Raw genomic sequence first — 22,145 nt, 5'->3', positions numbered from 1 at the left:
AGGATTTATCGATGAAACTCGCGTTCTTCCTGCCCGCCGCGCTCCTCCTCTGCGCCCCCGTCCTGCGCGCCGAAGACGCCGCCTCCTCCGCGGTGAAGATCAAGCCCAAGGCGTCCGCCTCGCGCGCCGTCCGCTCCGCCCGCGACGGAGGCGCCACGCCCGACACCGACGTCATCGACGCCCCGACGACCGCGGTGCTCGACAACTACGGCTATTCCGCCCGCTCGCGCTTCTACTCGCGCGGCGGCCTGCTGCAGTACCTCTCCTTCGGCGTGTACCCGGGCATCAACCTCGGCGCCTCCGCCGCGATCGACGGCCTGATCGGCGACGAGCGCAACGTGCGCATGCGCGCCCCGACGGCCCAGGTCAAGTACCGCTTCTACGAGGGCGACAGCCAGCTGCCGTCCTTCGCGGTCGGCTTCGACGGGCAGGGCTACAACTACAACACCGGCATCCGCCGCTTCAACCAGCGCCAGCGCGGCTTCTACGTCGTGGCGACGAAGGAGCTCGGCGTGCCGGGCCTCGAGCTGCACCCGTCGTTCAACGTCTCCGACTTCGACTCGAACAGCATCTTCGGCTCCATCCCGCTGACGATCAACATCCGGGACAAGGCCGCGATCCTGCTCGAGTGGGACAACATCGCCAACTGGAGCGACTCGCGCTTCAACGCCGGCCTGCGCGCCTACCTGACCCCCAATTTCAACGTGGACTTCGCCGTGCGCGCGGTCGGCGCGGGCGGCCTGTACAGCGACGGCGCGCGCCGCGGGCCGGAGCGCGTCGTGCAGCTCAAGTATTCCAACAGCTTCTGACCTTCTGACGACGGAGACCCTCATGGCTAAGAAAATCGCGATCCTCACCGGCGGCGGAGACTGCCCGGGGCTCAATCCCGCGATCCGCGGCGTCGTGCTCAAGGCGCACAAGCTCGGCTACGAGTGCCTCGGCGTCCAGGAGGGCTGGAAGGGCATGATCAACGGCACGGCCGTGCCGATCGGCCCCGACGACGTCCGCGAGATGGTGGGCCGCGGCGGCACGATGCTCGGCACCTCGCGGACGAACCCTTACAAGAAAGAGGGCGGCGTCCAGGGCGTCCTCGCCAGCTTCAAGAAGCTCGACCTCCACGCGCTCGTCGCCCTCGGCGGCGAGGACACGCTCGGCGTGGCCAACAAGCTCTACAAGGAGCACAAGCTCAACGTCATCGGCGTCCCGAAGACGATGGACAACGACCTCGACGCGACCGACTACACCTTCGGCTTCGACACCGCGGCGACGCTGGCGATGGAGGCCGTCGAGCGCCTGCGCGACACGGGCCGCTCCCACCGCCGCATCATGGTCCTCGAGGTCATGGGCCGCCACGCCGGCTGGGTCGCGCTGTACACCGCGATCGGCGGCGGCGCCGACTACCTGTGCCTGCCCGAGCGCCCCGTCGACATCAAGGACCTGTGCGCCAAGGTGAAGGCCGCCCACGCCGCCCGCCAGGTCGCGATCGTCGTCGCCTCCGAGGCCGTCGACATCCCCGGCGAGAAGAAGGAGGAGCAGCTCGACGAGTTCGGGCACATGATCCTCAAGGACCGCGGCGTCGCCGAGCGCCTGGCCAAGATCATCGAGACCGAGACAAAGATCGAGACGCGCACCGCCGTCATCGGCCACATGCAGCGCGGCGGGCCGCCCACGATGTTCGACCGCATCCTCGGCACGCGCGTCGGCGTCAAGGCCGCGGACCTCGTCCATGAAGGGAAGTTCGGCAACATGGTGGCGCTCAAGGGCGACGCCGTGATCGCCGTCAGCCTCGAAGCCGCGACCGCCAAGCTCAAGACCGTGACGCCCGAGTGGCTCAAATTCTCGGACGACCTGCTCTGACCGCAACGGAGAACTATGCCGCAGGAAGACCAGCGGTTCCAGCGTAAGACCGTCCTCGTCAAGCGCGCGCTGCAGCTCAAGTACATCGGCATGGTGTTCCTGAGCGTGCTCGTCGCGTCGATGATCGTCGGCGGCGACGTGTACTATTCCCTGATGAGGGTCATGCTGACCGAGTGCCCGTCGGTCACGGACCGGGTGGTGCAGTTCAACACGGTCCTGCTCGTGAAGATAGCGCTGTATCTCGGCTTGATGCTGCTGATCTCGCTGTACGTCTCGCACCGGTTCGCGGGACCCATCTATCGCTTCGAGAAGTCCTGCCAGTCCTTGAGCTCCGGCGACCTGACGCACCGCGTCTCCCTGCGCACCGGCGACGAGCTGATGGAACTCCAGGAGGAGTTCAACGACATGGCCGCCGCGCTCCAGGCCCTGCTTCAGAAGGACCGCAACCTCGTCCAGCGCCTGTCCGAGCGGATCGAGGACATCGCCAAGCGCCTGCCCGAGGGCGCCGGCGGCGCCCGCGACGACCTCAAGGCGTTCAAGCTCGAGCTCGACCATCTGACCAAGTCTTTCAAGATCTGACCGCTCCGACCGTCCCCCATGCTCAACCGACTTCTCGCCGCCACGCTGTGCCTCGCTCTCGCCGGGACGACGTCTCCGGCGCGGGCCTTGGACGCGGCGCGCCCCGCGCCGGTCGAGCGCGTGTACTCCCTCGACGAGACCCTGCGCCTCATGCGCAACGACCCCAAGCTCCAGAGCGCGGAGCAGGACGTCATCATCGCCGAGGCGCGCGTCACCGAGGCGCGCCTGCGCTTCCTCCCCGACATCGGACTGCAGGCGAGCGCCACCAAGTTCGACGCGCGCTACCCGTTCGCGCTGTCCCCCGAGTTCCGCAGCCTGCTGCTGTTCCCGGGCGCTGCGAGCGAGAACATCTACTCCGGCCGCGCCTACTTCAACATGCCCCTCTATGAGGGCCGGCGCACGCTGAACACCCTGCGCCTCGCCCAGGCCTCCCAGAAGCAGGCCCTGTCCGACCGCGACTCGGTACGCCTCGACGTGAACCTGCGCGCGAAGGAGGCCTTCTACCGCCTCCTGCTCGCGCAGGAGCGCGAGAGCGCCTTCACCCGGCATCTCGACAGCGTCGAGGCGGCCGCCGCCGCGGGCGAGTTGGGGCCGTGGGAGCGCGTCGAGGCCGAGGCCTCCCTCGGCGTCGCCCGCGCGCGCGCCTCCGAGGCCAAGCACGCGCTCGACCAGGCGCGCCTGCAGTTCCTCAACACCTTGAGTCTCGAGCTCGACACCCCTTTCCGCGTGCGGGGCGAGCTGGCGACGCGCCCCGTCAAGGCCGAGGTGGAGAAGGCCGTGATCTGGGCGATGGAGCTGCGCCCCGAGCTCCAGTCGCAGACCTACCGCGTGCAGATGGACGCCATCGGCGTGAACCTCGCGATCGGCCGCCGCAACCCGACCGTCTTCCTCGCCGGCGACTACGAGCTGACCGCCCAGCGCTTCCCCCTCAAGAACAACAACTGGGACGTGACCCTCGGCATCAAGATCCCCTTCGCCTACGACTTCTGGAGCCAGATCAAGCAGAAGCGCGCCGAGCAGCGCCAGGGCGAGCTGACCCGCGCCGAGCTCCAGGACCGCGTGCGCCTCGAGGTCCGCCAGGCCGCCGAGACCCTGGCCTGGTGGCAGTCCGAGTGGCCCCGCCGCGAGAGCCAGTGGAAGCGCGTCCAGGCCCTGTACGACGACGCGGCCGGACGCGCGGGCGCGACGCTCTCGCGCCTTCGCGCCCGCGACGGCGTCCTCGAGCTCCGGCTCGCTCATCTCTCCGCCGTCACGGAGCACATCCTGGCCCGCGCGCGCTTCGAGCGCGCCGTCGGCCGGGAGCTCCCTCAATGAGCCGCCGCGCGGCCGCGGCCTTTCTCGCGGTCCTTCTCGCGGTCCCGGCCGCGGCGAGCCCGGACCTGAGCGCCGACGCCCTGCTGCGCGACCATCTGTGGCGCGAGGTACGCCAGGCCCCGGCCGGCCGCCGTCCGAAGGTGGGCCTCGTGCTGTCCGCCGGCTCCCTGCGCGGCATCGCCCACGTCGGCGTCATCCAGGCGCTCGAGGACGCGGGCTTCCCGATCGACGTGGTCGCGGGGACCTCGATGGGCGCGGTCGTGGGCGCGATGTACGCGTCGGGCAAGTCGCCGAAGCAGCTCCACGATTTCGCCTCCACGATCAAAGTCGGCAGCGGCAACGACCTGTCGTCGGCGCGCCTGATCTCCCTGCTGCTCTTCGACAAGCTCCTCTCCTCCGAGAACACCGAGCTCATGCTGCGCAAGCAGATCGGCGGAGCGCGCTTCGACCAGACGCTGAAGCCTTTCGCCTGCGTGTCGATGGACGTCTACACCGGCGAGGCCATCATCTTCCGCGACGGCGACGTGGCCAAGGCGGTGCGCGCGAGCATGAACCTGCCCGGCATCTTCCGCCCCCTCGAGTACCGGCACCGCTTCCTCGTCGACGGCGGCGTCGTGGACTACATCCCCGTCGACGCGGCGCGGCTTCTCGGCGCCGAGTGGACGATCGCGAGCGTCACCGAGACGGACTACACGACGTCGCGGCCGGAGAACGTGCTCGAGTCCCTGCTTCAGGTCATCGACATCCGCGGCTCCTACCTCTCCCGCGAGCAGCGCAAGCAGGCGGACTTCCTCGTCGAGCCGCCCGTCGGAGACATCGGGATGTTCGAGGACCACCGCATCGTCGAGGCCATCGACAAGGGCGCCGTCACCGCGGCGTCCCGCCTCGAGGCCGCGAAGGAAAGCCTGATCCTCGCGTCGCTCTCCCGGCTGACGGCCGGCTGGGGCGTCAAGGCGGCCAAGACCGAATGAGAAGGCTCGCCCTCCCGCTGACGCTGCTCCTCCTCGCCGGCCCGGCCCGGGCCTGGCGCCTGTGGGGCGAGCCCTCGGACAAGAAGATCCGCCCGGTCCAGGCTCTCTCCGACGAGCGAAAGCCCGCCGAGGTCCTCGCGGCCCTGACCCCCGACTTCGTGCAGACCCTGCGCGGCACCGACCTGCGCCAGGCGTACGTCCTGAAAGGCGACAGCCTCGACGTTCTCGGCCGCGTCGACGAGGCGCTGGGCGTCTACCAGCTCGGCGTGAAGCTGTTCCCCAAGAACGTGGACCTGCTCACGCGCCAGGGCGACCTGCTCCACCGCACCGGCCTCGACGAGCAGGCCCGGGCCCTGTACGTGAAGGCGATCGCCTACGAGCCCAAGCACTTCGGCGCCCACCTGGGACTGGCGGAGATCGACCGGCGCTCCGGCTTCCTCGACCGCTCCGCCACGCATTACGAGACCGCCCTCGAGACGCTCGACGGCCGCGCCGACGTGTGGCGCGCCTACGCCGAGACCTTGCTGGCGCAGCGCGACTGGACGACCGGGGACCTCGCCATCGCGCGCGCCATCCAGCTCGACCCGAACAACGCCGAGGGCCGCGTCCTGACCGCCTTCGCCCGCCGCGCCCAGGACGATCTGGCGGGAGCGATCGCCGCGCTCGACGACGCCTTGGCGCTGGGCGCCGGCGACGGCGCGCGCCGGGCCAAGGCCCTGTGGCTCGTCGAGGCGGGACGCCCCGCGGAAGCCCTCGTCCAAGCCGACGCCCTGCTCAAGGACGTCCCCGGCGACGGGGCCGCGCTGTGGGCCCGTGCCCGCGCCCAGCTCCTGCTCGGACGCGGCGGCGAGGCGCTGCGCGGCCTGGCCCCTTTGGCCGCCCCCGCGCGCGCCGATTTCGCGGCCCGCGCGGCCCGCGGCCTGCGCGACGCCCTCGCCGCGCCGGCGGAGACGCGATGAGGGTCCCTTTCTGGAAGCTCACGGGCGCCGGCAACGACTTCGTCCTGCTCGCCGGGCTGCCGCGGGGCCGCTCCGGCCCCGGCCTGGCGCGGACCTTGTGCGACCGGCGCTTCGGCGTCGGAGCGGACGGCCTGATCGTGATGACGCGGCGGGGCGGGAAGGTCCGGCTCGACTACTGGAACGCCGACGGCTCCGCGGCCTTCTGCGGGAACGGCTCGCGCTGCGCGGCCGTGTGGGCCGCGTCGATGGGGTGGCTCAAGACCGCCGAGTTCACGCTGGACTCCAACCGCGGGCCGCTGACGGCGAGGCTGACGGGCAAGGGGCGGGCGGAGGTCGTGATGCCGGCCCCGAAGAACCTCCGCCTCGGCCTCAACGTCAAAACGGAAGGTCACTCGCTCCAGGCCCATTACGTCGATACGGGGGTCCCTCACGCGGTCGTCTTCGTCCCCGACATAGACAAAGTCGAGGTCGCGAAGATCGGGCGGGCCCTCCGTTTCCACAAGGCGTTCGGCCGTGCGGGGGCGAATGTCGATTTTGTGGAGATAAGAAAAAATATTCTATTCGTTCGTACTTACGAACGAGGCGTCGAGGCCGAAACGCTCGCCTGCGGAACCGGGGTCGTCGCATCGGCGTTTGTTTCCCGCGTCCTCGGCTTCGACCGTTCCCCCGTTCGCGTCGTGGTCCGTGGGGGAGACGCCCTATCCGTTTCCTTCGATAACGGCCCCCGCCTGGAAGGCCCGGGCAAGATCGTTTTCTCGGGAGAGGTCACGATATGAAGCTTGAGGGATCATATGTCGCGCTGGTCACCCCGTTCGATTCCCAAGGGCGTCTGGACGAGGACGCTTACCGACACCTGATCCGCCGCCAGCTCAAGGGCGGAACGCGCGGCCTCGTGCCCTGCGGGTCCACGGGCGAGGCGGCGACCTTGATGCACGAGGAGTACCGCCGCGCCATCGAGATCGCCTGCGACGAGTCCCGAGGCGAGGTGCCGGTCATCGCCGGCGTCGGCACGAACGCGACCTGGAAGGCCGTCGAGTCCGCGCGCGAGGCCGAGAGCCTGGGCGCCGACGCCCTGCTCGTGCTCGCCCCCTACTACAACAAGCCGACCCAGGAGGGCATCTACCAGCACTTCCGCGCCGTCGCGCGCGAGTCGCGCCTGCCCATCGTCGTGTACAACATCCCCGGCCGCACGGGCGTGAACATCCTGCCCAAGACGCTGGCGCGCATGGCCAAGGACCTGCCCACGATCGTGGCGGTCAAGGAAGCGGCGGGCTCCCTCGACCAGGTTTCCGAAATACTGACTCTCACCAAGCCCGGCTTCACCGTGCTCTCCGGCGACGACTCGCTGACGCTGCCTATGATGTCCATAGGCGCGCGCGGCGTCGTTTCGGTCGTCGCCAACGTCGCGCCCAAGGAAACGCAGGCCCTGTGCGCGGCCGCCCTCAAGGGCGACCGCAAGCGCGCCGCCTCCATCCACCTCAAGCTCTTCCCCCTGATCAAGTCCCTGTTCGTCGAGACCAACCCGATCCCCGTGAAGGCCGCGCTGGCGATGATGGGCCTCTGCCGCCCCGAGCCGCGCCTGCCGCTCACCGTTCTGACCGCTGAAAATCGACCCGCGCTGAGAAAGGCGCTCAAGGAGTTCAACCTCATATGACCACCGCCGACGCCGCCGCCTTCCCCGTCCCCGCCGCCAAGACCGCGTCGTTCCCGCCTCAGATCAAATACATCGTCGGCAACGAGCTGTGCGAGCGCTTCAGCTACTACGGGATGCGCGCCATCCTCACCGTGTTCATGGTCTCGCATCTCGCGATGCCCAAGAACGAGGCGACGGCGGTCTACCACTACTTCGTCTCGGCCTGTTACTTCACGCCGCTGCTCGGCGCGTGGCTCTCCGACCGCTACTGGGGGAAGTACCGGACGATCATGACGCTCTCCATCGTGTACTGCCTGGGCCACCTGGTGCTCGCGCTGTTCGAGACGAAGACCGGGATCTACTTCGGCCTGGGCCTGATCGCGCTCGGCTCCGGCGGCATCAAGCCGTGTGTTTCAGCCCACGTAGGCGACCAGTTCACCGACAAGAACAAGGAGCTCGTCCCGAAGATCTTCGACGTCTTTTATTTCGCGATCAACTTCGGCTCGTTCTTCTCGACTTTGCTGACGCCCTGGGTGCTCGTCAAGTACGGCCCCTCCTGGGCGTTCGGCATCCCCGGCATCCTGATGGCGGTCGCGACCGTCGTGTTCTGGGCGGGGCGCAAGCAGTTCGTCAACGTCCCCCCGACGGGCAAGACCGGCAAGGCCGGCTTCGTTCCGATCGCGTGGGCCGCGCTGTCCGGCAAGCGCAAGGAGGGCGGCGACTTCCTCAGCGCCGCCGAGGGCCGCTACGCCCCCGACGAGGTCGAGGGCGCGCGCGCGGCGATGGGCATCTTCAAGGTGTTCGCGACGGTCTCCGTGTTCTGGGCGCTGTTCGACCAGCACGGCTCGTCGTGGGTGCTCCAGGCCCAGCAGATGAACCTGGACTTCCTCGGGATCAAGTTCGAGGCCGCGCAGATCTCGGCCCTGAACCCGATCATGGTCATGGTGCTGATCCCGATCTTCTCGAAGGGCGTCTACCCTTCGATCGAGAGGGCCTTCGGATGGACGATGACGCCCCTGCGGCGCATGTCGGGCGGCATGGTCATCGCGGCGAGCTCGTTCGCCGCGGCGGCCATGATCCAGTCGGCGATCGACGCGGGCGGGGTGCCCTCCATCGGCTGGCAGTTCATCCCGTACCTCCTGATCACGGTCGCCGAGATCATGGTCTCGATCACCGGCCTCGAGTTCGCCTATACGCAGGCGCCGCGCGCGATGAAGAGCACTATCATGAGCTTCTGGCTCCTGACCGTGTTCGCCGGCAACATGCTGACCGCCTACGTCTCGGAGATCAACAAGTTCCAGGGCGCGGCGTTCTTCTGGTTCTTCGCGGTCCTGATGCTCGGCTTCTCGGGCGTCTTCATCTGGAGCGCGTCGCGCTACAAGGTCCGGGAATACCTCGAGGACGGCTCGGCTCCCGTCGGCCACTAGATGCCCGAGATCCGGAAGGCGTCGACCATAGAGGGCTCCGTGATGAGCCGCTTCTACGGCGACGCCTTCCCGGAGCGGGCCGCCCTCCTCTCCGAGCATTGGCGCTGGCTGTACCGGCTCGGGCGCTTCCCGGGCATCGAGCCTCTCGTCCTCGTCGACGAGGAGCGCGTCGTCGGCCACGCCGGCGTCATCCCGCTCACCATCTCGCGCCTGGGACGCGAGGCCGCCGCGATGTGGTTCGTCGACTTCTCCCTCCTGCCGGCATACCAGGGCCAAGGCCACGGCAAGGCGCTGACCGAGGCCTGGATGGCGATGTGCCCCGACCGGGTGACCTTCTGCAACGAGCGCTCGATCCAGGTCTTCCGCAAGTTCGGCTGGAAGGAGCGCTCCGACGCGTGCGTCCTGACCCAGCCGCTCGAGCTCTCCGTGCCGCTGGGGCGCTTCGGCGCCCTCGGCAGCGCGGCGGGCCGGCTCCTCAACCCCGCCTGGCTCGCCTGGCTGCGCGCGCGCTCCTCCGGCGCGCCCGCGCTCGAGACGAAGCCGCTGCCGCTCGACGCGGGCGGCCTCGCGGAGCGGCTCGACGATCCCTCCGCCCCCGGCGCGCGCATCGTGCGCGACGCGGAGTGGTTCAAGTGGCGCCTGCTCGAGAATCCCCGGCGCGACGAGCACGTCCTCGCCTCGGCGGGCGGCGTCGACGCCGTGTTCCGCCTCTTCACCAGCCGCGGCCGGCGCCGCGCGCACCTGCTCCACGTCGGCCCCGGGCCCGCGCCCGCCCGCGCCGCCATGACCGCGGCCTTCGCGCGCTGGGCCCTCGACCAGAAGGCCGACGACGCCTGGGCCGCGACGAGCGACCCCGACCTGCTCGCCGCCTGCGCCCCCTTCTTCAAGCGCCGCCGCCCCCTTCGCTTCGCCTGGCACAGCGACGACGCCGCGGTCTCCGCCGCGTTGGCCGGGCCCCTGCCCACGCAGGGCATCGACAGCGACCACGACCTCATGTTCCCATGAAAACGGCCGCGCTCTCGGCCGCCTTGACGCTCGGCCTCGACCGACCCCTCCGTTGGCTCCGGCGCAAGAGCGCCGTGGTCCTGATGTATCACGGGTTCACCGACCGTCCCTCGGACGGGATCGTCAACTATCAGGGAAACCGCCTCCAGCAGGAGACCTTCCGCCGTCAGCTCTCCTTTCTCAAGGACAACTGCAGCCTAGTGACCTTGCGCCAGGTCGCGGTCTCCTTGTCCGGAGGGCCCGCCCTTCCCGACTACGCGGTCGCCCTGACCATCGACGACGGCTACGAGTCGGTCTACACATTGGGCTTCCCCGTCCTGCGCGCGGCCGGCGTCCCTTCGACCTTGTTCCTCGCCACCGAGTTCGTCGACGAGCGCGTCCCGCTGTGGCCCGACCGCCTCGAGCACGCCTTCGCGGGCGCCCCCGGAGACGCCGCCGCGCGCCGCGAGCGCCTCAAGGCCCTTCAGCGCCGAGCCAAGGACCTGCTGCCCGACGCACGCGAGGCCTTGATCGCCCCGGTCGAGGCCGAGCTCGGCCGCAAGCTGGTCCTCGACGCCTCGGCCCCGGAGAACTACCGCCCCGTGACCTGGGCGCAGGCCAAGGAGATGGCGGATTCCGGCCTGATGGAGATCGGCAGCCACACCCACACGCACACCATCGTCACGCTCCACGGCGAGGAGGCGGCGCGCGCCGAGTTGGAGCGGTCCAAGGCCCTCGTGGAGAAGAACGTCCAGCGCCCCTGCGACCTGTTCTGCTATCCCAACGGCGACTTCGACGACTTCAGCGCGGCCTCGTCGCTCCTGCTCAAGGAGACCGGCTACCTCTGCGGCCTCACCACCGTCGCCGGCTTCACGACCCCAAGCTCCGACCCCTACGCCATCCGCCGTTTCGGCACCGACGACCGCGACTCCTTCGAGAAGTTCCGCATGACCTTCAGCCTCGGCCGCAACCTCCTCCAAGCCGCCCGCCGCCGCCTCTCCTGACCCGCCCTTGCGGTGTCAGGCTCGCAAATTCGTTGAATTCTCTTTCCGACCATCGGGCCTTCCGGCCGGGATTTAGGGCCAATCGACCCTTACAGGAACGCGCCTTTCCCCTTCATACTGTACTCATGAAGTTCTGGCTCGTCCTCTTGCTGGCGGCACCCGCCTCCGCGGGCGTCGTCGAGGCTCCCGTCCGCGCCGCTCCCGCGGCTTTGGCCGGAGCCGCGTCTGCCGGCGCGGCGGCGGTGTCCTTCGACGGGGCGGGACCGCTCAAACCCTGGGTCGAGCTGCCCGGCACGCCGTTCGTGAAGCTGGGTTCGAGCCTCATCGACACGCGGGCCTTCGGCGCGACCGAGCTGCTGAAGGCCGTCAGCCAGACCGACGGCCGCCCCGTGATCGGCATCTTCGAGACGGGCTCGGCGCGCGTGCTCAACGCGTTCTCTCTCGGTTCCTGGGGGGTGCGCGGACACAGCGACGCCGTGCCCCCGGGACGCGATCGCGCCGAGCTCGGCGGTTATTCCTATCAGCTCCGGCCGGACGGAGGGTCGGTCTTCGCGGGCTCGGGTTCCGTCCCGGCCGCGGTCACTCCCGCCGTCCAGCGCGCCGTCCTTCGCCACCTCGGCGTCCGTCCCGCCCGCCTGTCCCCGGCGGAACGGATGCGCCGGCTGTGGCTGCGCGTCCTCGACTGGGCCGCCGCCTTCGGCAAATAAGGATGGAAAAGCTAGAATCAAGGGGTGAAGCCACGCCCCAAGGCCGTCTTCATCGACCGCGACGGCGTCCTCATCCGCGACGCGGACTATCTGGCCTCGACCGACGGCCTCTCCGTCTTCAAGGGCTCCCCCCGGGCGCTCAAGCTCCTGCGCGAGGCGGGCTTCAAGATCGTCATCGTCACCAACCAGTCCGGCGTGGCGCGCGGCTACTTCACTGAGGGGGCCGTGCGGAGGATCCACGCCGAGCTCCGCCGCCGCCTGGCCAAGGCCGGGGCGCGCTGGGACGCGATCTACTACTCGCCGCACGGCCCCGACAGCGGCCACTCGTGGCGCAAGCCCGGGACGGGCATGCTCCTGGCCGCCAAGAAACGGTTCGGGCTCGACCTGAAAGGCTCCGTCATGATCGGCGACAAGACCTCGGACATCGAGTGCGCCCGCCGGGCCGGCTGCGCCTCGGTCCTCGTCCTCACCGGCAACGGGGGCAAGGACAAGGCCTATAAGGTCAAGCCGACCGCGGTCCGCCGGGACATACTGTCCGCGGCCCGCTGGATCGTCGAAAAGAATTCAACGAATTTGCGAGCCTGACACCGTGTCCGGGTACAACGAGAAGATGATCGCCGCGAAGGCGAGGATGCTGGAGCGGTTCAGGAAGGACATGGCCGTCCGGGAGAAGAACCGGTCGACGAACCGGCTGCCGCCGGGGCAGGTCTGGAGCAAGGGGTTTCCCGTGCTCGACCTCGGGGTGCATCCGCCTTTCGACGAGGCGACCTGGAGCTTCAAGGTCTGGGGCGAGGTCGAGAACCCGCTGACCTTGAGTTGGAAGGAGTTCCGCGCGCTGCCCCGGACTAACACGGTCAGCGACTTCCACTGCGTCACCACGTGGTCGAAGATGGACGCCCGCTGGGGCGGCGTGCGGATGACCGACCTGCTCGCGCTCGTCCGCCCGAAACCCGAGGCCGCCTTCGTGATCCAGCACTGCGCCGAGGAGTACACCACCAACACCTCTTTGCTCGAGGCGTCCTCTCCCGACGCGATCCTCGCCGACGAGCTCGACGGCGCGCCGCTGCCGCTCGAGCACGGCGGGCCGATGCGCATGGTGATCCCGACCTTGTACGCGTGGAAGTCGGGGAAGTTCCTGCGCGGTCTCGAGTTCTCCGCCGTCGACAAGCCCGGCTTCTGGGAGACGCGCGGCTATCACAACCGCGCCGATCCGTGGCTTGAAGAGCGGCACGAAAGGTAGAATCAGGCGATGAAGGATATCCTTCGAAAGGCCAAGCTGGGGCTGACCGAGGCGGCGTTCGCCGCGGCCGCCGCCTTGTCCAAGAAGAACGAGGTGAACCCGATGCAAGCCGACAAGACCAAGGGCCGCGTCTACGAGTTCGAGATGAACACCATCGACGGCAAGCCGGCGAAGCTCTCGAAGTACAAGGGCCACCCGCTGCTCATCGTCAACACCGCGTCGCTGTGCGGCTTTACCCCTCAATACTCGGATCTCGAGGCGCTGTACGAGAAGTACAAGGGCAAGGGCCTGCGCATCGCCGCCTTTCCCGCCAACGAGTTCGGCGCCCAGGAGCCCGGCACCGACGCCGACATCAAGAGTTTCTGCCTGACCAAGTTCGCCCTCTCCTTCGACCTGTACTCGAAGATCTCCGTGAAGGGGCCGTCCATCCACCCGCTGTACAAGTACCTCACCACGGAAAGCGGCTTCAACGGCGACATCCCGTGGAACTTCTCCAAATTCCTCGTCGATAAGGACGGGGCGGTCGTCGCGCGCTTCGGCCCCGACGCCAACCCCGTCGGCAAGGAGATCACGGCCAAGATCGAGGCCCTCCTGGCGTGAGCGAGCCTCTTTTCTCCATCGTCCTGCCCACCTACAACCGGGCGCACATGCTGCCCGGGGCTCTGGCCACCGTGGTCGGCCAGACCTTCGGCGACTACGAGGTCCTGATCGTCGACGACGGGTCGGTCGACGAGACGCCGGAGATGATCAAGCAGTGGACGAAGGATCCGCGCTTCAAGTACACCCGCGTCCCCAAGAACATCGGCAACATGGCCTGCCGAAACATGGCGCTCGAGATGGCGACGGGGACGTGGATCACGAACATCGACTCCGATGACTTTTGGACTCTCGACCGGCTTCAGAAATTCGCCGACTTTTTTAAAGCTCGACCGAAGGCGGGGTTCGTCTTCTCCGACGGCTGGCTGCACCGGTACGACCGCCTGATCGGCACGGCTTTCCCTGCCGGGATGAAGATCGAAGAAGGAAAGGTCCCTGGCCACTACGCGGTCGGCGAGGAGTTCCTGCCCTACCTCACGACGAACCTGGCCATCCCGCGCGCGCTGTACAAGAAATACGGCCATTATCGCTCCGACATGATCATCCTCGACAACGAGCTCTACGCGCGCATGCTCGCCGACGGCGTCGAGGTGGGCGTGATCTACGAGCGCCTGGCCATACGCCGCATCCACGAGGGCCAGGTCACGCACAAGTGGCTCGAGGAGTACCCCGAGGGCATGGCCGCGCTCGTCGCCGGCGGCACCCCGTCCGACATACTCGAGGCCGAGAAGCGCAAGATCGTCCGCGAGATCGCCTCCTACCTGGTCAAGAACCTGCAGCCCGAGAAGGCCCGCGAGTTCATGCTCAAGGAGCTCGGCGACGAGGCCAAGACGATGCCCGTCTACCGGGCGACGATGGTCCCCGCGCCGCTGCTGTCGCTGGCGAAGGAGGCGCGCAAGGCCTGGCTGATGGCGCGCCACAACCGCGCGCTGGCGACCGCGGAGGAGCGCGCGGTGTACGCGCTGATCGACCCCCTGATCGACGCCGAGAACGCGCGCCTGCGCGCGAAGAAAGCCGCCTAAGCGAACAGGATCGGACTGTTTCCGGAAACAGTTCGAAACGCGCCGCTAGCTACTTCTTCGGGACGACGATCCAGCCCGTCGGGACCGGCTGGCCGGGGACGATCTTCGTCCCGGGCGCCACCTGGGCCTGCTTCAGCCGCCCCTCGGCCTGCGCGCGCCGGTAGGTGACCTCGAGGTTCTTCTTGGCCATGTCGAAGTTCGTGTCGTAGGACAGCGCGACGCGGTAGGCCTGCTCGGCCTCGGGGAAGCGGTTGTCCATGAACAGGGCGTTCGCCATGCTCGTGTAGGCCTCGGCCGACTCGCGCATGCGGTTGACCGCGCCGACGTGGCGGTGCGTCCACTTGCCCTCGAGCTGCTCGTAGTTCTGGTAGGAGAGGATGGTGGTGCGCAGGAAGGGCTTCTCGAGCAAAGAGGAGTCCACGGAGCAGCGCTCCGCGTCGATGTAGGCCTGGTAGGCCTTCACCGCGAGGTCGAACTGCTTGCGGATCATATGAATCTGCGCCATGCGGTAGTAGTTCGGCGCGAAGACCGGGTCGATCTGGTAGTAGAGCTTGAAGCGGACCATCGCCATGTCCAGGTACTTCTCGGCTTCCTGGGGGCGGCCGTTGTTGGTCGCCCACTCGGCGCGGCGCAGATGCAGGTTGCCGATCTGGTGGTGCATCTGGACGTAGTTCGGGGCGAGCTTGCGGACCTCCTCGTACCAGTACATCGCGCGCTCGTAGTCGTCGCGCGGGAGGTTGTCGGTGTCGCCCCAGTTGGGGAGATAGGCCTTCGTCATGTTGAAGCGGTCGTTGAAGACGTTGCCGAGGAAGTACTTCGACATCACGAAATCGGGGTTGAGCCTGTTGACGATCAGGTAGTTGCCGACGGCGGGCTCCCACTGGCGTTCCTTGGAGAAGTAGATGGCCACGTTGTGGTGGATGTCGGCCTTGAAGTAGCCCCAGAACTGATACAGCGGCGCGAGCATCGCGAGCACGAGCATCGGCACGACGGGATTCTCCGAGAGCAGGCACAGGCGGATCATCTTCCAGCCGAGCCAGAGCATGCAGCCGGCGAAGACGCCCCAGGCGATCCACCACTGCAGCAGCTCGCCGCCGCCGGGGACGCGCGCGAGCGGGCCCTGGAGCATGGCGAACTCCCCGAACATGCCGCCGAACGGGGCCTGACGCAGCGTGCCCCAGCCCTTGATGAAGGCGAGATAGACCACGCCGCCGGCCGCGGCGAGGCGCAGCGGCCAGATCAGCATCTCGGACAGCGTGGCCCAAGAGGAAGCCCCCTCGCCGGGGAGGGCGGGAGCGCCGGCTTCCCGCGCGTGGAGCTCGTAGAGGGCCTTGCCGCGCGCGAGGTTGACGATGAGGCCCGACAGCAGGCCCAGGTAGACGCCCGAGGACACGAAGCGCAGGCTGACGTCGAAGCAATTGTGCCCGAGCATGCCCATGAACGAGACGATCACGCCGATCAGGTCCAGCGCCCGGGGCGGCGGGCGGCCGTCCTTGAGCATGGCCGTGGTGGTCAACTGCCCCAGCGAGCGGAAGCCGACGACGAGGGTGCTGTAGACGAGCCAGAGGAAGATGCCGAAGCCTATGATCCCGTTGTCGAAGAACTGCTCCAGGTACTCGTTCTCGGCGTGGTCGGTCTCGGTGTTGTGCTTGCCCTCGATGTGGAAGATCGCGGGGCGGCGGAAGGCGGGGTAGATCGGCGGGAAGGAGCCGATGCCCGTGCCCGTCCACGGGTTGGTGCGGATCATCTCCCAGGTCGCCTCCCAGGTGAAGAGGCGGAAGTTGATCGAGACGACGCGGCCGCTGAGGTCCTTGGCCGTGTAGCCCACGAAGCCCAGCACCAGGGCGCCGACGAGGCCCAGCAGGCGCTTGCGGTAGGGCTTGCTCTGCTCGGGGAAGAACACGAGGGCGATCACGCCGAAGATGAAGCAGACCATCGCGAAGCCGAGCCACGCGCCCTTGGTGCCCGTCTTGACGAGATTGAGCAGCAGCATCGCGATCAGGACGATCAGGCTCCATCTGCGCGTCTTGAACCACTGCGTGACGAGGATCGGGAACATGATGACAAGGAAATCGCCGTAGAAGTTCGGGTTGCCGTAGGTCGAGAACACGCGGTCGCTGAACGCGCCGCGCCAGACGAACGGATCGATGCCCTTGCCCACGCCGGGCGGGAACATCGCGGTGTCCACGAACTGCAAAGTCCCGTAGCCGATCGCGACCCAGGCGGTCCAGATCAGTATCTTGAAGAGGCGGCCGATGGCGGCCTCGTCGAACTCATAGATCGTGATCAGCGAGACGATCATGTAGAACATGTGGCGCAGGAAGAAGTCCGTGCTCGACATGTGGTACGGCGCCTTCAAGTAGGAGAACACGCCCCAGACGAGGTAGGCGAGGAACGGCGACAGGCAGACCAGGTCCTCCCGGTTGAGGGCGTGGCGGCCGGCAACGGCCAGGCGCACCAGCCACATCGTCAGCAGGCCGAGGCCGCCCATCTGCATCATCGAGATCTTCACCTGCGCGGAGTCGTACGTGCGCAGGAAGAACAGGGAGGAGATCAGCAGGTAGAGGAGCGGCAGCCAGGTGATGATCGCCCGATGGGCGTAGGTCTCCGCGTCGGCGCGCAGGTCGCGGCGTTGGTCAGCCATTGATCGGCAATTCTACCTTTTCGGCGTTCGCCGCGTTGACGCCGCGGCCCATCGACATCTCGCGTAGGAGGGTCTTCACGAAGGCCACGCCGGTGGGCCAGGACTCGGCGGTGCTCTGGCCGCCGAGGCGCGGATACTCGTGCGTCGGCATCTCCCCGATCGCCATCCCGAGCTTCATCATGCGGATGGACATCTGGTATTCGATGGGAAAGCCGTCGGCGTCGCAGGCGCAGCGGCGCAGGGAGTCCGCGCGGACCGCGCGGAAGCCGTTGATCGTGTCCTCGACGTAGGGGCCGCGGTTCCAGATCAAGTTGGCGGCCAAGGTGAAGAGCTGGTTGACCCACTTGCGCGGGCGCCACCAGTGGACGTCCTCCTCGTTGTAGGCGCCCTTCATCATGCGCGAGGCGACGACGAGATCGAGGCCTTCGGCCTCGATTTTCTCATAGATGCGCGGGATGTCGTCGGGGTCCTCGTTGCCGTCGGGGCTGTAGTAGCAGATCGTCTCCGCGTCGGTCAGCTCGAGGGCGAGGCGGAAGGCGACGCCGCGGCCGCGGCGCGGCTGGGTGACGACCTTCAGGCCCTTGGACTGGAGGAACTCGACGGTGCCGTCCTTGGAGCCGCCGTCGACGGCCATGACCTCGTCGGCGGCGGAGAGCGGGAGGCGGTCGAAGAGCTTGGGCAGGGCCTCGGACTCGTTGAAGGTCAGCAGGACCAGGAGCCGCTTGCCTCTCACTGCAGGTTCTCCCGGTACCAGGCGATGGTGCGGCGCAGGCCCTCGTCCAGGCCGATCTCGGCCTTGAAGCCGAGCACCTTGCGGGACTTCGTCGTGTCGCAGGCCCTTCGGGGCTGCCCGGAGGGCTTCGAGGGGTCGAATATGAGCTCGGTCTTCTCGGCCCCGGCCGCTTTCAAGATGGCCTTGGCCAGGTCCCTGATCGTGATCTCTTTGGCCGAGCCGATGTTCACGGGATCGGCGTTCGGATATTTCTCGGCCACCTCGAGCAGCCCCCGCGCGAAATCCTCGACGTACAGGAACGCGCGCGTGGACTTGCCGTCGCCCCAGACCTTGAGCGGGCTCTCCCCCTCGCAGACGCGGCGCACCAGAGCGGCGATGACGTGCGATTTATCGAGGTCGTAGTGGTCGCGCGGGCCGTAGGCGTTGTAGGGTCGGACGATGGCGATGCTCATGCCGAATTCCTCGGCGTAGGCGCGCCCGGCGTATTCCCCCATCCGCTTGGCCCAGCCGTAGCCGCGGTTCGTGAGCTCGGGCTCGTCGCGGAAGCCCTCGCTCTCGGGCGTCGGGATCCGGCAGTCGCGCGGATAGACGCAGGCCGTGCTGACGACGAGGTAGCGCTTGACCCCCTCGAGCCGCGCCGCCTCGAGCACGTTCAACTGGAGCGTCATGTTGTCGCGGAACAGGCTGGCGTGGTGCCTGCTGTTGTAGCCCACGCCGCCGACGACGCCGGCGAGGTTGAGCACGACGTCCTGGCCCTTGCAGGCTCGGCGACAAAAGCGGGAGTCGCGCAGGTCGCCCTTGATGACGCGCAGCCAGGGGTCCCGCAGGACCTCGGAAAGGTTGCGATTGTTCTCCTTGCTCATGCGTCCGGCGACGGTGACGCGGACCTCGCGGTGGACCCGGAGCAGACGCTCCACGACGTGGCTGCCGATGAAGCCGCCGCCGCCGGTGACGAGGACCCTCTTCCCGTCCCAGAAGCTCACGAGGCGTCCTCGCGGGGAAGATGCGCGAAGGCGCCGAGCGCGATGGAAAGGGAGACGAGCACGGTGCCGCAGATGACCGCCAGCGCGCCGAGCAGCACCCAGGCCCAGTGGCGGGTGATGTGCCCGGTCGTCGCGTACTCGATCACCGTCGGCCAGTTGACGCCGGCGCCGCACAGCCACAGAGCCGCGCCGCAGGCCGCCGCGGTCTCGCGGATCGCGGGCCGGTCCACCCAGGACACGGGCCGGCCGAGCGCGGCGTTCGAGGCCTTCTGCGCGAGCAGGCCGATCGCCAAGAAGATCGCGCCGCACACGGACAAGGTCAGCACGGTGAGGAGGCGGTAGATCATCCACTCCTCGATCCCGGAGCCGCCGAGGTAGGTCCGCGCCGGCAGGAGACCCAGGCCGGCGGCCAGCGCGAGGCACACGGCGGCCAACGGACCGAACACGCGCAGCGGGAAGTAGGCGAAGACGGTGCCGAGGATCACGCGCAGGAAGCGCACCCCGTCGCTGACCACGGACAGCTTGGACTGGCCGACGCGCTCCGAGTAGGGGATCGGGTGCTCGACGAAGACGCCGCCCATGCAGGCGACGCGCGCGGTCATCGCGGGCGTGAAGTGGAGGCCGGTGGGCAGCGGCGCCAGGCGCGGCAGCAGCGCGCGCTTGAACACGCGCATGCCGCTGGCGGTGTCGGTCAGGTTCACGCCGGTCAGCGCGCGGATCAGGAGCGCGTAGAGACGGTTGCCCACGGTGCGCACGAAGGGCATCTCGGAGCCGGCGTGCAGGCGCGCCCCGACGGCCATATCAGCGTTCGCGCGCCGGAGGGCCTGGACCAGGTCGGCAAAGGCGAGCGGGTCGCACGTGCCGTCCGCGTCGAGGAAGGAGAGCAGGTCGCCCGAGGAGGCGCGGAAGCCCGTCATCAGCGCGGCGCCGTAGCCCTTGTTCTTCTCGTGCACGACGACCTTGGCGTCGGTCCAGCGGCGGGCCTTCTCCAAAGTCGCGTCGCGGGAACCGTCATCCACGAGGATCACCTCGACGGCGGAAAGACCGGCGTCGCGCATCAGCACGGCGCGCGCGTCGAGGCAGCGGCGGAGGATGTCGTCGACGGCGTCTTCCTCGTTGTACGCCGGGATGACGATCGACAATTTCTCGTTCACGGCTTGGCCCCCACCGCCAGCAAAGACAGCCCGACGGGCGGCCCGACGAGGTTCTCGAGCCAGAACAGGAGCGGGGCGACCTTGTTGAACAGCCCCATCTGCCCCGCGGGCAGATCCTTGCGGCGCAGGATGGTCCCGTTCAGGAACCAGCCGGCGATGCCGAACAGGTTGAACGTGGATTCGTGAACGACGCGGAAGCCGGCCGCCTCGAGCTTCCCGGCGAGTTCCGCGCGCTCATAGCGCCGGAAATGGCCGTCGTGGGAGTCGAGCGGGTTGAACAGCCAGCGGTGCGCCGGCACGACCAGGACGAGATTCCCCCCGGGCTTGAGAAGGCCGAGGAAGCGCGCGAGGGTCCCGCGGTCGTCTTCGATGTGCTCGAGCACGTTCATGCACACGATGGTATCAAAGGCGCGCCCGCGCAGGGAATCGGGCAGGGCCGGCCCGCCGATGTCGGCGACGAGATACTCGAGCCCCGGCCGGTCGCCGAGGCGGCGGCGGGCCTCCGCGACGAACTCGGGCACGATCTCGACGCCAAAGACCTTGCCGCGGGCCAAGAGCTTCTCGGTGAAGATGCCGATGCCCATGCCGACCTCGAGGATGTCGCTCCCGATGAAGGACTGGACCCGGCTCCAGACCTCGTCGTTGAAGCGGTCGGCCGTCGAGAGCGTCTCCAGGCGCGTCAAGGTCGTCATCGGCGGCTCCGTCCGCGCAGCCGGAGCAGCATGCGCACGTAGGCCGGGGCCAGGCGCAGGGCCGAGGCCTTGGAGGCGCCGTCGATGCGCGGCTCGTAGCGGAACGGGACCTCGAGCACGCGGCCGCCGCGCGACAGTATGCCCACGAGGAGCTCCTGCTGGATGGTGAAGTCGGTCGCGACCGCGGCGTCGGCGACGGGGCGGACGACCTCGGCGCGGTAGAGCCGGAAGCCGCCCGAGGAATCCCGGGCGGGCAGGTCGAGCACGAGGCGGGCGACGATGTTCAGCGAACGGCTGAGCACCTGGCGCAAGGGGTCCATCACGGCCGAGCCGCCGGGGACGTAGCGGGAAGCGATGACGAGATCGGCCTCGTCCCGCTTGGCCCACATCTGCGCCAGCACCTCGGGCGGGTGCGAGCCGTCGGCGTCGACGACCGCGGCCCAGGGGGAGTTCGCCGCCAGCAGGCCCTCGCGCAGGGCCCCGCCCAGGCCGCGCGCGGTCTGCACGAGCACGCGCGCGCCGAGGGACTCGGCGACGGCGACGGTCGCGTCCTTGGAGCGGCCGTCGACGACGAGGATCTCGCCGCGCACGCCCAGGCGCTTGAAGGTCTCCTTCAGGCGCGGCAGCACCTGGCGCAAGGAGCCCTCCTCGTTGAGCGTGGGCACCACCACCGTCAGGTCGAAGGTCTCGCTCATGGCCGGGAGTAGAGGTCGTACAGCGCGAGGTAGAGGGTCGGCGACAGGACCGCCAGCCCCGTCGTCGCGGCGCGAAAGCGCGCGTGCCGGGTCTTGGGCAGCGCCCGCAGGCCCTCGGCCCAGGCCCGCGCCGCCTCAACGGGCCGGGCGCGCAGCGCCTCGACCAGGACGCGCCGGCGCCACAGCTCCAGGGCCTCGGCCTCGACGGCCTCGGGCGTCCGCGAGCGGCCCGCCTCCGCGAGCCAGCGGTCGCGGTGGGCGGAATAATTAGCGCGGTCGACGAAGTCGCGCTCGATCTTGTTCGGGTCCTCGAGCCCGCCCGCGCACCAGTTCGCGCCGTGCATGCGGTGCAGGCCGAGGACCTCCGGGACGTTGGCGATCTCGCCGAAGAACAGGGCGTGGGCGGTCAGAAAATCGTCGAGGTAGTAGAAGAGGTCCTTCGGGATGGGCAGGAGCTTGAGCAAGGTCTCGCGCCGGAAGGCCAGGCCCGAGGTGGCGGTGAACTCGGCGCGGCCGGCGGCGTAGTCATCGAGGGTGTACCGGGCGGGCCAGGCGGGGAAGCGGCGGGGGAGGGGCTTGAGGTGCGCATCGGTGTCATGCAAGAAATGTTGGACGCAGACGACTTTCGGGTCCTCGAACGCCTTGAGAACGGCGGCCAACTTCCCGGGAAGAAAAACGTCGTCGGAGTCGAGGAGGCAAACGATATCGCCCGTCGCGGAGGCGAAGCCGGCGTTGAAAGCGGAGGCCTGTCCCTGCCGCGCCTGAAGCAACGACTTAATGCGCGGGGCGTACGAAGACAGGATCTCTCGGGAATCGTCCGTGGACCCATCATCAACGACGACGATTTCAACGTCCACGTCGTCGAGGACTTGAGTGAGGACCGAGTCGAGCGTCTCTCTGAGAAAGCGCCCGTAGTTGTGGTTATCGATGACGACCGAGACTTTGGTCAT

23 protein-coding genes are annotated in these 22,145 nt (G+C 68.4%); 16 read left to right on the top strand and 7 right to left on the bottom strand.

The annotated features are described in order from the left end of the window. Positions 1-11 precede the first annotated feature (11 nt). The 16 genes from HYV14_09315 (at position 12) to HYV14_09240 (ending at position 14,294) form a co-directional block, all read left to right on the top strand. A complete protein-coding gene (locus HYV14_09315) occupies positions 12-809 on the top strand; it encodes a hypothetical protein (GenBank protein MBI2386197.1) in 798 nt (265 codons plus the stop codon). 22 nt (positions 810-831) lie between these two features. Further along, entirely contained in the window at positions 832-1,857 is a 1,026-nt protein-coding gene (locus HYV14_09310) for an ATP-dependent 6-phosphofructokinase (GenBank protein MBI2386196.1), read from the top strand. A gap of 15 nt (positions 1,858-1,872) precedes the next feature. Then, positions 1,873-2,436: a methyl-accepting chemotaxis protein gene (locus HYV14_09305; protein MBI2386195.1), complete on the top strand. Its 564-nt coding sequence runs from the start codon at positions 1,873-1,875 to the stop codon at positions 2,434-2,436. An 18-nt stretch (positions 2,437-2,454) separates the two neighbouring features. Continuing rightward, on the top strand, positions 2,455-3,750 hold the full coding sequence (locus HYV14_09300) for a TolC family protein (GenBank protein MBI2386194.1): 1,296 nt from the start codon (positions 2,455-2,457) through the stop codon (positions 3,748-3,750). Then, a complete protein-coding gene (locus HYV14_09295) occupies positions 3,747-4,721 on the top strand; it encodes a patatin-like phospholipase family protein (protein ID MBI2386193.1) in 975 nt (324 codons plus the stop codon). Before HYV14_09300 ends, HYV14_09295 begins: the two co-directional genes overlap by 4 nt. After that, the gene (locus HYV14_09290) at positions 4,718-5,680 is read left to right on the top strand and encodes a tetratricopeptide repeat protein (GenBank protein ID MBI2386192.1); all 963 of its coding nucleotides are present in this window, start codon (positions 4,718-4,720) and stop codon (positions 5,678-5,680) included. Before HYV14_09295 ends, HYV14_09290 begins: the two co-directional genes overlap by 4 nt. Beyond that, on the top strand, positions 5,677-6,456 hold the full coding sequence (locus HYV14_09285; protein ID MBI2386191.1) for a diaminopimelate epimerase: 780 nt from the start codon (positions 5,677-5,679) through the stop codon (positions 6,454-6,456). Before HYV14_09290 ends, HYV14_09285 begins: the two co-directional genes overlap by 4 nt. Next, entirely contained in the window at positions 6,453-7,334 is an 882-nt protein-coding gene (locus tag HYV14_09280) for a 4-hydroxy-tetrahydrodipicolinate synthase (protein ID MBI2386190.1), read from the top strand. Before HYV14_09285 ends, HYV14_09280 begins: the two co-directional genes overlap by 4 nt. Next, positions 7,331-8,740: a POT family MFS transporter gene (locus HYV14_09275; GenBank protein ID MBI2386189.1), complete on the top strand. Its 1,410-nt coding sequence runs from the start codon at positions 7,331-7,333 to the stop codon at positions 8,738-8,740. Before HYV14_09280 ends, HYV14_09275 begins: the two co-directional genes overlap by 4 nt. After that, the gene (locus HYV14_09270) at positions 8,741-9,745 is read left to right on the top strand and encodes a GNAT family N-acetyltransferase (protein ID MBI2386188.1); all 1,005 of its coding nucleotides are present in this window, start codon (positions 8,741-8,743) and stop codon (positions 9,743-9,745) included. Then, positions 9,742-10,728 carry a polysaccharide deacetylase family protein gene (locus tag HYV14_09265; GenBank protein MBI2386187.1) on the top strand — a complete coding sequence of 329 codons (987 nt, stop codon included), beginning with the start codon at positions 9,742-9,744 and terminating at the stop codon, positions 10,726-10,728. The genes HYV14_09270 and HYV14_09265 overlap by 4 nt, the downstream gene beginning before the upstream one ends. A 125-nt stretch (positions 10,729-10,853) precedes the next feature. Next, positions 10,854-11,435: a hypothetical protein gene (locus HYV14_09260; protein MBI2386186.1), complete on the top strand. Its 582-nt coding sequence runs from the start codon at positions 10,854-10,856 to the stop codon at positions 11,433-11,435. A gap of 24 nt (positions 11,436-11,459) precedes the next feature. Beyond that, entirely contained in the window at positions 11,460-12,020 is a 561-nt protein-coding gene (locus tag HYV14_09255; protein MBI2386185.1) for an HAD family hydrolase, read from the top strand. Positions 12,021-12,090: 70 nt separating this feature from the next. After that, positions 12,091-12,675 (top strand): sulfite oxidase-like oxidoreductase, encoded by a 585-nt coding sequence (locus HYV14_09250; protein ID MBI2386184.1) that lies wholly within the window; start codon positions 12,091-12,093, stop codon positions 12,673-12,675. 102 nt (positions 12,676-12,777) lie between these two features. Further along, complete coding sequence (locus HYV14_09245) at positions 12,778-13,275, top strand: glutathione peroxidase (GenBank protein MBI2386183.1); 498 nt, start codon at positions 12,778-12,780, stop codon at positions 13,273-13,275. Beyond that, a complete protein-coding gene (locus tag HYV14_09240) occupies positions 13,272-14,294 on the top strand; it encodes a glycosyltransferase (GenBank protein MBI2386182.1) in 1,023 nt (340 codons plus the stop codon). The genes HYV14_09245 and HYV14_09240 overlap by 4 nt, the downstream gene beginning before the upstream one ends. 49 nt (positions 14,295-14,343) lie before the next feature. Here HYV14_09240 and HYV14_09235 read toward each other — a convergent pair whose 3' ends face one another. Genes HYV14_09235 through HYV14_09205 form a run of 7 tightly spaced genes read right to left on the bottom strand, consistent with a single transcriptional unit; the run spans position 14,344 to position 22,145 of the window. Then, on the bottom strand, positions 14,344-16,938 hold the full coding sequence (locus HYV14_09235) for an O-antigen ligase family protein (protein ID MBI2386181.1): 2,595 nt from the start codon (positions 16,936-16,938) through the stop codon (positions 14,344-14,346). Further along, positions 16,931-17,671: a glycosyltransferase family 2 protein gene (locus HYV14_09230; GenBank protein MBI2386180.1), complete on the bottom strand. Its 741-nt coding sequence runs from the start codon at positions 17,669-17,671 to the stop codon at positions 16,931-16,933. Before HYV14_09230 ends, HYV14_09235 begins: the two co-directional genes overlap by 8 nt. Continuing rightward, the gene (locus HYV14_09225; GenBank protein ID MBI2386179.1) at positions 17,668-18,654 is read right to left on the bottom strand and encodes an NAD-dependent epimerase/dehydratase family protein; all 987 of its coding nucleotides are present in this window, start codon (positions 18,652-18,654) and stop codon (positions 17,668-17,670) included. The genes HYV14_09230 and HYV14_09225 overlap by 4 nt, the downstream gene beginning before the upstream one ends. Beyond that, positions 18,651-19,808 (bottom strand): glycosyltransferase family 2 protein, encoded by a 1,158-nt coding sequence (locus HYV14_09220; protein MBI2386178.1) that lies wholly within the window; start codon positions 19,806-19,808, stop codon positions 18,651-18,653. Before HYV14_09220 ends, HYV14_09225 begins: the two co-directional genes overlap by 4 nt. After that, complete coding sequence (locus tag HYV14_09215; protein MBI2386177.1) at positions 19,805-20,500, bottom strand: class I SAM-dependent methyltransferase; 696 nt, start codon at positions 20,498-20,500, stop codon at positions 19,805-19,807. Before HYV14_09215 ends, HYV14_09220 begins: the two co-directional genes overlap by 4 nt. Continuing rightward, positions 20,497-21,195, bottom strand: a complete 699-nt coding sequence (locus tag HYV14_09210; protein ID MBI2386176.1) for a glycosyltransferase — start codon at positions 21,193-21,195, stop codon at positions 20,497-20,499. The genes HYV14_09215 and HYV14_09210 overlap by 4 nt, the downstream gene beginning before the upstream one ends. Beyond that, positions 21,192-22,145, bottom strand: coding sequence for a glycosyltransferase (locus HYV14_09205; protein ID MBI2386175.1), 954 nt, complete (start codon positions 22,143-22,145; stop codon positions 21,192-21,194). Before HYV14_09205 ends, HYV14_09210 begins: the two co-directional genes overlap by 4 nt.

The sequence above is a fragment of the Elusimicrobiota bacterium genome (assembly GCA_016182905.1).
In the GTDB taxonomy this organism is placed as follows: Bacteria; Elusimicrobiota; Elusimicrobia; order UBA1565; family UBA9628; genus GWA2-66-18.
Note: the sequence above shows the minus strand (reverse complement) of the source record. Positions and strands in the feature narration are given on the sequence as shown.

Excerpts from the sequence above, each read along its gene's own strand:
- HYV14_09315 (MBI2386197.1), top strand. The coding sequence starts at position 12 with ATGAAACTCGCGTTCTTCCTGCCCGCCGCGCTCCTCCTCTGCGCCCCC.
- HYV14_09310 (MBI2386196.1), top strand. The coding sequence starts at position 832 with ATGGCTAAGAAAATCGCGATCCTCACCGGCGGCGGAGACTGCCCGGGG.
- HYV14_09305 (MBI2386195.1), top strand. The coding sequence starts at position 1,873 with ATGCCGCAGGAAGACCAGCGGTTCCAGCGTAAGACCGTCCTCGTCAAG.
- HYV14_09300 (MBI2386194.1), top strand. The coding sequence starts at position 2,455 with ATGCTCAACCGACTTCTCGCCGCCACGCTGTGCCTCGCTCTCGCCGGG.
- HYV14_09295 (MBI2386193.1), top strand. The coding sequence starts at position 3,747 with ATGAGCCGCCGCGCGGCCGCGGCCTTTCTCGCGGTCCTTCTCGCGGTC.
- HYV14_09290 (MBI2386192.1), top strand. The coding sequence starts at position 4,718 with ATGAGAAGGCTCGCCCTCCCGCTGACGCTGCTCCTCCTCGCCGGCCCG.
- HYV14_09285 (MBI2386191.1), top strand. The coding sequence starts at position 5,677 with ATGAGGGTCCCTTTCTGGAAGCTCACGGGCGCCGGCAACGACTTCGTC.
- HYV14_09280 (MBI2386190.1), top strand. The coding sequence starts at position 6,453 with ATGAAGCTTGAGGGATCATATGTCGCGCTGGTCACCCCGTTCGATTCC.
- HYV14_09275 (MBI2386189.1), top strand. The coding sequence starts at position 7,331 with ATGACCACCGCCGACGCCGCCGCCTTCCCCGTCCCCGCCGCCAAGACC.
- HYV14_09270 (MBI2386188.1), top strand. The coding sequence starts at position 8,741 with ATGCCCGAGATCCGGAAGGCGTCGACCATAGAGGGCTCCGTGATGAGC.
- HYV14_09265 (MBI2386187.1), top strand. The coding sequence starts at position 9,742 with ATGAAAACGGCCGCGCTCTCGGCCGCCTTGACGCTCGGCCTCGACCGA.
- HYV14_09260 (MBI2386186.1), top strand. The coding sequence starts at position 10,854 with ATGAAGTTCTGGCTCGTCCTCTTGCTGGCGGCACCCGCCTCCGCGGGC.
- HYV14_09250 (MBI2386184.1), top strand. The coding sequence starts at position 12,091 with ATGGCCGTCCGGGAGAAGAACCGGTCGACGAACCGGCTGCCGCCGGGG.
- HYV14_09245 (MBI2386183.1), top strand. The coding sequence starts at position 12,778 with ATGCAAGCCGACAAGACCAAGGGCCGCGTCTACGAGTTCGAGATGAAC.
- HYV14_09235 (MBI2386181.1), bottom strand. The coding sequence starts at position 16,938 with ATGGCTGACCAACGCCGCGACCTGCGCGCCGACGCGGAGACCTACGCC.
- HYV14_09215 (MBI2386177.1), bottom strand. The coding sequence starts at position 20,500 with ATGACGACCTTGACGCGCCTGGAGACGCTCTCGACGGCCGACCGCTTC.
- HYV14_09210 (MBI2386176.1), bottom strand. The coding sequence starts at position 21,195 with ATGAGCGAGACCTTCGACCTGACGGTGGTGGTGCCCACGCTCAACGAG.
- HYV14_09205 (MBI2386175.1), bottom strand. The coding sequence starts at position 22,145 with ATGACCAAAGTCTCGGTCGTCATCGATAACCACAACTACGGGCGCTTT.